The sequence below is a fragment of the Snuella sedimenti genome, from assembly GCF_016428595.1.
Classification (GTDB): Bacteria; Bacteroidota; Bacteroidia; order Flavobacteriales; family Flavobacteriaceae; genus Snuella; species Snuella sedimenti.
This window is the reverse complement of sequence record NZ_JAELVQ010000010.1, coordinates 21,323-34,733: the sequence shown is the minus strand read 5'-3', so window position 1 is coordinate 34,733 and position 13,411 is coordinate 21,323. Positions and strand designations below refer to the sequence as shown.

At 38.6% G+C, this 13,411-nt stretch carries 8 protein-coding genes; 5 read left to right on the top strand and 3 right to left on the bottom strand.

Annotated elements, in window-relative coordinates; genetic code table 11:
• The first annotated feature begins 233 nt into the window (after positions 1 to 233).
• The 5 genes from JF259_RS09305 to secA all read left to right on the top strand — a co-directional run bounded on the left by JF259_RS09305 (position 234) and on the right by secA (position 7,829).
• Positions 234 to 2,096, top strand: a complete 1,863-nt coding sequence (locus JF259_RS09305) for an ABC-F family ATP-binding cassette domain-containing protein (RefSeq protein ID WP_199115046.1) — start codon at positions 234 to 236, stop codon at positions 2,094 to 2,096.
• 206 nt (positions 2,097 to 2,302) lie between these two features.
• Positions 2,303 to 3,070, top strand: a complete 768-nt coding sequence (locus tag JF259_RS09300) for an O-methyltransferase (protein ID WP_199115045.1) — start codon at positions 2,303 to 2,305, stop codon at positions 3,068 to 3,070.
• Positions 3,071 to 3,319: 249 nt separating this feature from the next.
• The gene (locus JF259_RS09295) at positions 3,320 to 3,892 is read left to right on the top strand and encodes a cob(I)yrinic acid a,c-diamide adenosyltransferase (protein ID WP_199115044.1); all 573 of its coding nucleotides are present in this window, start codon (positions 3,320 to 3,322) and stop codon (positions 3,890 to 3,892) included.
• 184 nt (positions 3,893 to 4,076) lie between these two features.
• Complete coding sequence (locus JF259_RS09290; protein WP_027136925.1) at positions 4,077 to 4,298, top strand: DUF2795 domain-containing protein; 222 nt, start codon at positions 4,077 to 4,079, stop codon at positions 4,296 to 4,298.
• A 174-nt stretch (positions 4,299 to 4,472) separates the two neighbouring features.
• A complete protein-coding gene (secA, locus tag JF259_RS09285; RefSeq protein WP_199115043.1) occupies positions 4,473 to 7,829 on the top strand; it encodes a preprotein translocase subunit SecA in 3,357 nt (1,118 codons plus the stop codon).
• 385 nt (positions 7,830 to 8,214) lie between these two features.
• On the opposite strand, the gene JF259_RS09280 is transcribed toward secA, so the two are convergent.
• From JF259_RS09280 to JF259_RS09270, 3 genes are read right to left on the bottom strand one after another with little or no spacing between them, the layout of a single operon-like run.
• Positions 8,215 to 10,509 carry an alpha-amylase domain-containing protein gene (locus JF259_RS09280; RefSeq protein WP_199115042.1) on the bottom strand — a complete coding sequence of 765 codons (2,295 nt, stop codon included), beginning with the start codon at positions 10,507 to 10,509 and terminating at the stop codon, positions 8,215 to 8,217.
• A gap of 9 nt (positions 10,510 to 10,518) precedes the next feature.
• Positions 10,519 to 11,829 (bottom strand): SusE domain-containing protein, encoded by a 1,311-nt coding sequence (locus tag JF259_RS09275; protein ID WP_199115041.1) that lies wholly within the window; start codon positions 11,827 to 11,829, stop codon positions 10,519 to 10,521.
• 13 nt (positions 11,830 to 11,842) lie between these two features.
• Complete coding sequence (locus JF259_RS09270) at positions 11,843 to 13,402, bottom strand: RagB/SusD family nutrient uptake outer membrane protein (protein ID WP_199115040.1); 1,560 nt, start codon at positions 13,400 to 13,402, stop codon at positions 11,843 to 11,845.
• Between the last annotated feature and the right edge of the window lie 9 nt (positions 13,403 to 13,411).

Here is a 13,411-nt window from a genome sequence, read left to right as displayed (position 1 = left end):
AAATCTTCTAACCTTCTAATTAACATCCGTCTTCCCTCTTCCAACTTTTCCCTTTTAACTTTTTGCTTTTTGCCTTTGACCTCTAATTTCATGACTTGACAACTGCATAACCCTACAACTACATAACTAGATAACCTCATAACTACATAACTAGATAACTACATAACCCCAAAAAACCTAAAACCCCTCTGGTATGTTTTACGAATTTATACGTTCTTTGCAAAAAAGACATTGTGAATTACTTAACGGTTGAGAACATATCGAAATCTTATGGAGAGCTTACACTCTTTCAGGATATTTCCTTTAGCGTCCATAAAGATCAAAAAATAGCCTTTGTAGCAAAAAATGGCTCAGGTAAAACCTCTATATTAAATATTATTTCTGGAGAGGACGAACCCGACGCTGGATCGGTGACCTACAGAAAAGACATTGCAATATCCTTTTTATCACAGGACCCTAAGTTTGATCCCAGCCTTACCGTAGAAGAAGCTATTTTTATAAGTGACAATCCTATTTTAAAAGTCATCGCCAATTACGAAAAGGCGCTATTAAACCCAGAAGACACCGAAGCCTACCAACATGCCTTCGACCAAATGGAACAGCATCAAGCCTGGGACTTCGAAACGCTCTACAAACAGATACTCTTTAAACTAAAACTAGACCAACTAGACCAAAAGATAAGCACCCTTTCGGGCGGTCAAAAAAAACGGTTAGCTCTGGCCAATGCCCTAATTAATAAACCAGACCTGTTAATTCTGGATGAGCCTACCAACCATTTGGACCTGGAAATGATCGAGTGGCTGGAAGCTTTTTTTGCTAAAGAAAACATCACCCTGTTTATGGTAACGCACGACCGCTATTTTTTAGAACGTGTGTGCAATGAAATTATCGAACTCGACGAAGGCAAGCTTTATAGCTATAAAGGCAACTACTCTTATTATCTAGAAAAACGAGAAGCTCGCATTGAACGAGAAGCTATCGAAACAGGCAAAGCCAAACAGCTTTTTAAAAAAGAATTGGATTGGATGCGACGCCAGCCCAAAGCCAGAACTACCAAATCGAAGTCCAGAATAGACGATTTTAAGGATATTAAACATAGGGCACACCAACGCAGAAATGACCATGAAGTACAATTGGAGTTAAACATGGAGCGCCTAGGCAGCAAAATACTGGAATTTCACAAAGTATCGAAAGCATTTAAAGAAAAGATCATACTCAACGGCTTCGACTATACCTTTAAAAAAGGGGAACGTGTAGGTATTATTGGAAAAAATGGCACCGGAAAAACCTCATTTTTAAATATTCTCACACAAACCGCCAAACCCGATTCTGGAAAAGTTATTAAAGGAGATACCGTTAAATTTGGCTACTATACCCAAAATGGCATCAACATAAAACCTGAACAAAAAGTTATTGATGTTATCAGGGCGTTTGGTGACTACATTCCGCTAAAAAAAGGACGTCAAATTAGTGCGCAACAGCTTTTGGAGCGCTTCCTGTTCAGTAGAAAAAAACAATACGACTTTGTAGAAAAATTAAGTGGTGGCGAACGCAAACGCCTGTACTTATGTACCGTACTTATACAAAACCCTAATTTTTTGATCCTTGATGAGCCAACAAACGATCTGGACATCGTTACCCTTAACGTTCTTGAGAGTTTCTTACTGGATTTTCCAGGTTGCATCATTGTAGTGTCACACGATCGGTACTTTATGGACAAAGTAGTTGATCACCTCTTTGTTTTTAAGGGTGAAGGCGTTATTGAGGATTTCCCTGGGAATTACACCGACTACAGAGTTTACGAGGACAGCCAACCAATCGTTCCATCAGTTTCGGAAACAAAAAAAGACAACCATGCTATAAAGCAAAATGAAGCGAATAAGCTGTCTTACAACGAAGAAAAGGAACTTAAAAACATTGAAAGCAAACTCAATTCCCTGGCCTACGATAAAAAAGCACTGGAAGCCCGTTTTAATGATCCCGACCTGACCCAGGAAGAGATCAACACCTTATCCCTTGAACTTCAGGAGTTAATAGAGATCATGGAAGCCAAAGAAGAACGCTGGTTTGAACTGTCGGCTAAGTTGGAGGGGTAATGGGTAGTGGTTGTTGGTTGTTGGTTGTTGGTTGTTGGGTATTAGGTATTGGTTATTGATTATTGATTATTGACTATTGATTATTGGTTATTGGTTATTTAGCTTCTAACTTTTCGCTTTTCATTTTTAAAACTTATTACTCAAAACCTTAAAACTTTTTAACTTGAAACCTGAAACTCCATAAACTTTTTAACTTTACAACTTAAGTGCTTTATCAAATACAACAATACCTGAAATTTTTATTACGATCCACCAACCAACATGGCGTTCACTCTCCTTTTGTATACCAATTGGTAACCCAATGTTTTTACGACAAAACAAAATATAGTGCCTACCAAACTATAAAAAACTACAAATCAGCACTCTCAAAAAACAAACAGCGCATTACGGTAACCGATCTGGGAGCCGGATCCCATGTTGATAAACACCCTGAACGCAGTATCGCTTCCATAGCCAAATATGCAGGTACGAGTACAAAACGTGCAAGATTACTGTACCGCCTTGCAAAACACCTAGACTGCTCAAATATTCTCGAGTTGGGAACATCTTTAGGTATTGCCACCCAAGCTTTAAGCCTAGCCAACCCCAAAGCATGTATAACCAGTATTGAAGGGTGCCCATCTATAGCTAATTTCAGTAAAAAGCAATTACAGAATGTCGGCAATATTAAAATAATACAAGAAGACTTTAGCAAGCAACTTCAAGATTTACCTCCCCATACATTTGATCTGGTGTTTTTTGATGGCAACCATCAAAAAGATGCTACATTGTCTTATTTTGAAAACCTATTACCGACAGCCCATAACGACAGTCTTTTTATTTTTGATGATATCTATTGGTCCGAAGATATGACCGAAGCATGGAACACCATTAAACAACATCCTAAAGTAACCGTGTCCATAGATACTTTTTACTGGGGCCTCGTCTTTTTTAGAAAAGAACAGGCTAAAGAGCATTTTAACATCAGGATTTAACGATTGGGTATTAGGTTATTGGTTACTGGTTATTGGTTATTGGTTACTGGTTATTGGTTACTGGTTATGGGTTATGGGTTATGTGTTATGGAAAACTACTATTTAGAAGCATACTAATTACAGAGTACCAAACACTACCAACTATTAACTACTTCCATTGCAAACCCCAATACCTAAACAACTTTCAACTTTACACTTTTAACTTTTAACTTTTCATTTTTAACTTTTAACTTTTAACTTGCACGATCTATGAAGATTTACACAAAAACAGGTGACAAAGGCACCACAGCTTTATTTGGAGGCACACGCGTGCCCAAACACCATATCCGCATTGAAAGCTATGGTACTATAGACGAATTGAACTCACATATCGGATTGATTCGCGATCAGGACATTAACACACACTATAAAGAGGTCTTGATTCATATTCAGGACCGTTTATTTACCATAGGCGCTATTTTAGCGACCGATCCTGAAAAGGCCATTTTAAAAAGTGGCAAGGCGCGATTAAATATTCCAAAAGTAGCTTTGGAAGACATTGAACGTTTAGAACAAGAAATGGACAACATGAACGATGCCTTACCCCCTATGACACATTTTGTCCTTCCCGGCGGGCACCAAACCGTGTCATTCTGTCACATAGCCCGCTGTGTTTGCCGTCGTACCGAGCGTTTAGCAACGGCCCTTCATGATATTAGTCCTTTAGATGCTAATACTTTAATCTACTTAAACCGTCTTTCTGACTATCTTTTTGTATTGGCACGAAAGTTGTCACACGACTTACAAGCAGATGAAATTAAGTGGATACCCGAAAAGCAATAGGCTTGTTTTTTGAAATACACATCCATCACAATCTTAATTTTTATTAATAATAGTAGGGGTAAATTTCAATTGTTTAAATTTCGAAAGAAAATACGTTCTTTAATTTAATAATTAAATAATTCATTTTTTTCTTGCCTGTTTAAACTAAAAATTTATTTTTGCAAAAAATTAAACACAAAGAACAATGTATTGGACATTAGAATTAGCATCTTATTTAAGTGATGCACCTTGGCCAGCAACAAAAGACGAGTTAATAGATTACGCTATTAGAACGGGAGCACCTTTGGAAGTTGTTGAAAATTTACAGTCAATTGAAGATGAAGGAGATGCATACGACTCAATTGAAGAAATTTGGTCAGACTATCCAACGGACGAAGATTACCTCTGGAACGAGGACGAATATTAATAAAAGCATAAAGAATAGTTAAAAGTCTCGTATCGAGGCTTTTTTTTTTGCTAATCTTTACAAAACAACATAACATAATGTATCTTTGAAAGCCCTTTTTGTGGGTTTTAAGATAATAAAACAAATAGACAACGCACTACGTACTTCGCAGTGCATATAAAATTTATAGACCACATGACCTTTTTAGACTCGATACTAAAAGTATTTGTTGGCGACAAGTCAAAACAAGACGTTAAAGCCATTACCCCAATAGTCAACGAAATCAAAAGCTTTGAAGCCGCTTTAGAAGCCTTGTCACATGACGCATTAAGAGCCAAGACCGTTGCATTTAAAGAGCGTATCACGGCAGCCACAAAAGACATAGACGACCGTATTGCTAGCTTACTTGAAGAAGCTGAGAATACGGAAGATATTGATAAGCGCGAAGATATCTATCTGGATATCGACAAACTTAAAGACGATGCCTACGATGCTACCGAAGCGGTTTTAAATGAAATTTTACCAGAAGCCTTTGCTGTTGTAAAGGAAACAGCAAAACGCTTTGCCAACAATACAACATTAACCGTTACAGCAACTGCATACGACCGCGAACTATCCGGATCCAATGATTATATTACCTTAGACAACGACAAAGCTACTTGGTCCAACTCTTGGGATGCTGCTGGTAAACCTATAACCTGGGATATGGTACATTACGATGTACAGCTTATTGGTGGGGTTGCCATGCACCAAGGAAAAATAGCAGAGATGCAAACAGGTGAAGGTAAAACCTTGGTTGCTACATTACCAATGTATCTCAATGCACTATCTGGAAGAGGCGTGCATTTAGTTACCGTAAACGACTACTTAGCGAAACGTGACAGTGCGTGGATGGCTCCAATTTTTCAATTCCATGGATTAAGTGTTGATTGTATTGACTACCACCAACCGAATTCCGAAGCACGTAAAAAAGCTTATAATGCCGATATTACCTACGGTACCAACAACGAATTTGGATTTGATTATTTGCGTGATAACATGGCACATGCACCAAACGATCTTGTACAGCGTCCGCACAATTACGCCATAGTGGATGAGGTGGATTCTGTATTAGTCGATGATGCACGTACACCATTAATTATCTCCGGGCCTATTCCACAAGGTGAACGTCATGAGTTTGTTGAATTAAAACCTAAGGTAGACGATATTGTAGGGGTACAACGTAAATATTTAACAGGTGTCTTGGCCGAAGCCAAAAAGTTGATCACATCGGGCGACACCAAAGAAGGTGGTTTTCAATTATTAAGGGTTTACCGAGGTATGCCAAAAAACAAGGCACTTATTAAGTTTTTAAGTGAAGAAGGTGTTAAACAGCTACTTCAAAAAACCGAAAACTTTTACATGCAGGACAACAACCGTGAAATGCCAAAGGTTGATGCCGAGCTGTATTATGTTATTGAAGAAAAGAACAATCAAATAGAACTTACCGATAAGGGAATTGAATACTTGTCTGGAAAGAACAATCCAGATTTCTTTGTTATGCCTGAAATTGGTCTTGAGATTGCAAAAATAGAGCAACAAGGCCTTTCGGCTGAAGAAGAAGCCAATCTAAAAGAAGCCTTATATAAAGATTTTGCTGTAAAATCGGAGCGCATCCATACACTTAACCAATTGTTAAAAGCATATGCTTTGTTTGAAAAAGACACCCAGTATGTGGTAATTGACAACAAAGTAATGATTGTTGATGAACAAACTGGTCGTATTATGGATGGACGTCGCTATAGTGACGGATTGCACCAAGCGATTGAAGCCAAAGAAAATGTAAAGATTGAGGATGCAACGCAAACCTTTGCAACCGTTACACTTCAAAATTACTTTAGAATGTACCGTAAGCTTTCGGGTATGACGGGTACAGCAGTAACCGAAGCTGGGGAATTTTGGGAAATCTATAAATTGGATGTTGTAGAAATTCCAACTAACAGACCTATTGCACGTGACGACCGTGACGATTTGGTTTACAAAACAAAACGCGAAAAGTACAATGCCGTTATTGAAGAGGTAACTAAGTTATCGCAAGCTGGCAGACCTGTACTTATTGGTACTACTTCGGTAGAAATTAGTGAATTGCTTGGAAAAATGCTTAGTATTCGAAAAATACCACACAATGTACTGAACGCGAAACTCCACAAAAAAGAAGCCGATATTGTTGCAGAGGCCGGTCAACCTGGGCAGGTAACTATAGCTACCAACATGGCAGGTCGTGGTACCGATATTAAATTAACCGAAGCTGTTAAAGCTGCCGGAGGTTTAGCCATTATAGGTACCGAACGTCATGATTCACGTCGTGTAGACCGTCAGTTACGAGGACGCGCCGGTCGTCAGGGAGATCCGGGAAGTTCGCAGTTTTACGTTTCTCTCGAAGACAACTTAATGCGTTTATTTGGTAGTGAGCGTATCGCTAAAATGATGGACCGTATGGGGCTAAAAGAGGGGGAAGTTATCCAGCATTCCATGATTTCCAAATCTATTGAACGTGCCCAGAAGAAAGTAGAAGAAAACAACTTTGGTGTTCGTAAACGTTTATTAGAGTACGACGATGTTATGAATGCACAACGTGAGGTTATTTATAAACGTCGTCACCATGCCTTATTTGGAGAACGTCTTCGTGTAGATTTAGCAAACATGATCTTTGACACCTCTGAAGGTATTTCTGAATCTAATAAAGCTGCTAACGATTATAAAAATTTCGAGTTCGAACTAATCCGCTTTTTCTCAATGAGTTCTCCTGTTACGGAAGCTGAATTCGGAAATTTATCAGCTCAGGAGATAACTTCAAAAATATACAAGGCTGCTTTCGAGCATTATAAAGAAAAAATGACTCGTAATGCAGAAATTGCATTTCCGGTTATTAAAAACGTTTACGAAACACAACGTGATAAATTCAAGCGCATTGTAGTACCTTTTACAGACGGCATTAAAAGTTTACAAGTTGTAACCGATCTTGAAAAAGCTTATGAAACAAAAGGAAAACAATTAATTACCGATTTTGAAAAAAACATTACGCTGGCTATTATTGATGATGCCTGGAAAACCCATTTGCGTAAAATGGACGAACTAAAACAATCGGTACAGCTTGCTGTTCATGAACAAAAAGACCCTTTATTGATTTATAAATTTGAGGCTTTCGAATTATTTAAAGCGATGATAGATCAAGTTAACAAGGATGTTATTTCGTTCCTATTTAAAGGTGAGCTACCTCAAGAAACTCAAGATACCATTCAAGAAGCCCGTACACGAAAGCAAGAAAAACTAAATGTCCAAAAGGATGAAATCCCTAATTTAGATGAACGTTCGGCACAAGCTAGGGCTGCCGGTAATACCCAACGTAGACAGGAAGTGGTAGAAACTATTGTTCGAGACAGGCCTAAAATTGGCCGTAACGACCGGGTTACCATCAAACACGTTATTAATGGTGAAAATAAAACCCTAAAGTATAAGCAAGCTGAACACCTATTAGCCAGTGGTGATTGGATTTTAGTTGACGAAGATTAACCCTAGACTTTAATACCCATTCTAATGGTTAATAATAAAGTCTCTAATAAGAATAAAGATAAGAGGTCTGAAAAGTAATTTATTTTGTCCATTCAGAGCCTTTCGGCTGTGGCTCAAGACAGGCTGAAGCGAAGAATCTTAACACATTAAAAACTAATGATTTAGATTTTAAGAGATTCTTCATTTCATTCAGAATGACGCTTTTCAGACCTCTTTTTTTTACAGGTACCATTACCTGAATCTTGTTTAAGAGCAATACACTTGACACAAAGCAGTCCTTGGCCTTTTTGAATTCTTTGCGCAACAATCCAATATCTCATTTACCTTGATTGTGCTTTTGTATGACATGGCCATAAGTTAACGCTCTTAAAAGCTCACAATGAAATTAATTTAGTGTAAGCATATATCTTCTAGGAAAATGAATTAAATCTAATGTTATAGTATAATTCCCAGCTGTTGAAATAGTAATATTACTTCCACCAGACTCCAACGTACCATCGGCACCATTATCACCCAAATTAACATCCCAACCATCATTAAATCTAAATTTCATTTCTCCCGCAACCAAATCAACAGTTACGGACCAAACCTTATTCACTTCATCATAAGCCATATCGGTATCCGGTGCATCCCAACCATTAGGGGTGGCATCACCTATTATAGCCCAATTCCCTAAGGTATAAGTTTTATTTTCCACGTCTAAATCTATTTGATAGCTCCCTGCTGTTACAACTATATTTTCTCCTCCAGATTCCAAAGAACCATCTGCACTGTTATCACCTAGGTTAACATCCCAACCATTATTAGCTCTAAATTTCAACTGACCATCTGTTAAATTGGTTGTCACTGTCCATACATTTCTTTCAAAATCATAGGACATATCGGTATCGGGATCATCCCATCCATTAGGCGTGGCATCTCCAATAATAGCCCATGTATTAGCAGACCAAGTATTATTGATTAAATCGACATGTATTTCGTAATCCAATCGCCCTGCTAACGTAACATTATTTCCGGGAACGGCTATTATGCCTGAACTACCATCTCCTGAATCACCATATATACCATTGTCCCAATTAGGAGCATCGGTAAACTTAAATTCGTTTGTTGTTTCCGTTAAGCGTACATGTCCAGAATACAAGCCGTCCAAATTAGGCGTATTCACCGATGTTAAAAATGGAGCCGAAGCAGGATCCCAACCTTGATAATTCCCCGGTAAGTACAACATATCTGGAAATGCAGTTTGTTCTTCATCGGTATAAGCCCAAATGGCATACCCACTAGCAGGTGCTTTTACAGTAACCATGCCTGAAGCATCCGATTTTTGAAAAACAAAGAACTCCTCTGTATAATCCTTTACATTAGCATCAACCCAATGTGTTTGGATATCTCTAGACACTTCTTCATTACTAATATTGATATACACTACCAACCCGGGTTTTTCGCCATCGCCTGTCCGCGTTGCAATAAACTCATCAGTATCAACATAATTAACAATCCAATCACCAGCTGCTAGTTCTTGTCTTATCTTAATAAGTTGCTGTATTTTTTGCTTTTGGGCATCACCACTATCCTCATAATGCGAATAAAATACGGATGGATAGCCTGGAGCACTCATAATAAAAGCATAGGCATGCGGTTCCCATTTATCTGGAAATTCGTTACCACCATCGCGCGCTTCTGTATCATGATTTCCAACAAAAGTAACAGCTTTATTAGGCATGCTTGCAAATAAACTAGATCCTGTAAGGCTTGTTAAATTACCATTTTCGAATGCATTGCGCATATTGAAAAAGTTAGGGAAATCGAAAGCACTAGCTCCAGATTTTTCTACCCAGGGCTGAACAACACCTGCTAAGTTTCCATCAAAGTTTTCTCCTATGGCATAACCGCCAACAGTTTCTACCCATTCCTTAACTAATTCTGGAGCATATCCCTTTACAAAATCAAAACGCCAACCATCTATTTTCAATACATTAGAGTAATAGTTTGCTACGGACTCTTCCGATTTCCACATCCAATCTTGTACATAAGGGTTTAAAAGATCTAAATCGGGAAAACCACCAAACTTACCTTCATCATATAAATGCTGTGCATTAGGGTGAAAATCGTACTGCGAACGGCTAAACATGCCTGAAGCTGGTTTAAAAGACGTATAAGATTCCAACTGCCTAAATTCATTATATTCCAAATCGCCACCACTATTGTGGTTTATAACCATATCTGCAATTACAGCAATGTTGTTTTCATGAGCCTTGGCTATCATACTCTCTAATTCGGCCCTGTTACCAAATCGTGTTTGCTTGGAGCCTTGCTGCTCATAATCACCAAAATCGAAATAATCAAAAGGATCATAACCCATAGAAAAACCGCCTGATTGCCCTTTTGAAATTGGCGGTATCCAAATAGCATCAATACCATTTTCGGCCCATCCGTCCAACTTCGATTTTACATTGTCCCACCAAATACCGCCTTCGGTAACGTCCCAGTAAAAAGCCTGCATAAGCACACCACTACCAGGCACCAAAGCATCTGGTCTTACCTGCGCAGCACCAGTTGCATAATCCGATTCATTTCTGTTCTCTTCAATAACAATGCGCTCGAATGTATCATTTGTACAAGAAGCCAAAAGCAGTATTGAAAAAACACTCAATATTTTTAAATATATTTTAGACATCATTTTAATGTTTTAGTTGATAGTATACGTTGGGTTGTTCTCATCCGAAAAATCAAGGCGGATGTTATACGTACCTGCACTTACAGCAATATTAGCTCCATCTTGATCCAAGGTACCATCAACGCCGTCATCACCATAATTTAACCCCCAATCGTCATTGGTCCTAAACTTTATTTCGCCATCGGCAAGTGTAACGCCATTAAGAACCCACACCCCTTCATTGGCATAATCTGGCGTAAAACGCACGTCGGGACCATCCCAACCATTTGGTGCTGCACTGCCCACAACGCCCCAAATATCAATGGATTCAATGGTATACTCTAAATTGTTAAAATCTACAGTAACCAAATAGTTGCCACTCGCTACAACAATATTATCACCGCCTTCTTCAAGAGTTCCATCGGCTCCTGTATCTCCATAATTTAAAGCCCAGTCATTATTGTTTCTTATTTTCACTTCACCACTAGCAAGCGTAACCACGGCACGCCATTTATCGGATGTTGCATCGTAAGTAAGTGGCATATCGGGGCCATCCCAACCATTAGTTGTTGCAGAGCCTACCAAGCCCCAGGAATACACTTCAATGGTATAAGAAAAGTCATTTAGACTAAAGGTAATTTTATAAGTACCTGCTGTAACCATTATATTATCGCCACCTTCTTCAAGAGTTCCATCGGCACCAGTGTCTCCATAATTTAGAGTCCAATCGTTATTTTCCCTGATTTTAATCTCTCCATCAACTAACGTAACATACGTAACGAATACATTTCCTGTACTGGTTTTATAAAATGGCACATCGGGTCCGTCCCAACCATTAGGTGTTGCAGAACCTACCAGACCCCAGGTAGAGGATAAATCTAAAATAGTTGAGTAACTTGTTGCCGTAATGGTTTTTGCATTAGACTCTGCTACTGAAGTTTCCCCCAATAAGGCTTGTACTTTAATACTTATCTGGTTTTCTATTCCGGCAACTGCTCCCGCTTGATTCAAAATTGTGTTTAGCTCTTTAACCGTAAATGCTTTTTCCAGAGTGTTGCCCACATTAACTTGTTTTGGAGATACTTCGGTAGCGCCACTTACGGTAAATACCAAGCTGTAAGATGGCACCGCGCCTTCGAATCCAAAATCTGGACGGGACCAGGACAACGTCAAAGCCGTTTCACTTTCCATGTCTTCGGTTAAAACCAAAGCATCTTCACTAGACAACTGTAAGGTCGTTTCGGCATTATCATCTACCATTACAAGCTCTTTTTCACTACAATTGTGAAATACAATACTTAAAACAGCTATAAATAAATAGCTTAATATCTTATTTGTTTTCATCTGTAAATACATTTTAATTAGGGTATTCCGGATTTTGTTCTAACAAGGGATTCGCCTGCAAAGCTTCTAATGGAAACGGGAACACATTGTAATGAGAAGGAATAGAAGTTCCTTCAGCAACATTACCCTTCCACGGCCAAACATAATCACCACCAGTAAATAAGCCAAAACGTATTAAATCTTGTCTTCGGTGTCCTTCATAATACAGCTCTCTTGCTCTTTCATCTATAATAAAATCCAAGGTAAGCTCACCACTATCAATATTTCCACTTGCATTACCATAGGCACGCTCTCGTAAAGCATTTATATAACCTAATGCCTTATCTATAGTACCACCGCCTCCTTGTAAATGTGCTTCGGCATACATAAGGTATGCATCCGACAGTCTAAATAGTGGAATATCGGTATCAGAAAACCGACTCTCTACAGAAGATCCTGAAGCATAGGCATTTTGAAATTTGGTTGTTGGATAGCCATCTTCCCAAACTTTATAATCGGCCATTTCATAGTTATGACCCGATGTCCAAAATATAGCCCTACTATCGGCCGTAGTACTTAAATCTCCAAACAAACTATAAAGTGCGGGTGTACATCGGTTACCAAACCACCCTTCAGAATTCCCAAAATCACCAATAGGCATTGTAGTATCACCCAAACTAGCATTTGTTAAATAAGTAGAGTTACCAAAAGACTGTACATTACTTCTATCGCCTATAAGCGGAAATATAATTTCGGAAGCCATATAATTATCTCCCTGAAAGATAGACTGATAGTCTGCATCTAATGAAAAACTAGATTCCGTAATTACTTTTTCACTATATGTTAAGGCTTTATCGTATTGCGGCGAACCTGTATACACCTCAGCATTCAAATAAATTTTGGCCAAGGCCATGTGCACTGCTGCTCTATTGGCTCGCCCGTAATCATTGTTTGCAGGGATAATACTTTCTATTGCCAACAATTCTTCTTCAATAAACTTAAAAATATCAGCTCGTTTTTCTTTTGCCTTAAGCACTCCTGTAACCCCATCGGCTTCGGTCACCTTTACAACACCACCAAACATATCCATTAAATAGTAATAAGTAATGGCTCTTATAAAACGTGCTTCGGCCACAAACTGATCGGCATTCTCGATACCTGCTTTTTGTACATCCAAAACAAAATTATTTACTTGGGCTATATTAAAATAGCTTCGGTTATAGATATAACCAAAAAACTTATTGGTGGGTACCCATCCTGTAGCTGTTGTTAAAGGATCCAATCCACCATCACCCCAACGGTTTTTAACGATATCCGTAGTGAGTTCCTGCATGTTCCACATACTTCTAAACCATACGGTTTCTCCAGGATCGTCCCCTGCAATATCGGCTTCTTGATCTCCCGACCCTGGTACTCCTGTACCGTGAAGCACAAAACCACCATAAAGCCTGGCTAAAATACCCAAGGCAGCATCAGGATCTGAGGCCAACAAATTTTCTAAACTCTGCTCAATAACAGGTTCGGTATTCAAATCGTCTGTACAAGAATAAATTCCTGTAGCGATCAAAACAATTATTAATAATTTCTTTATCATGATATTTTT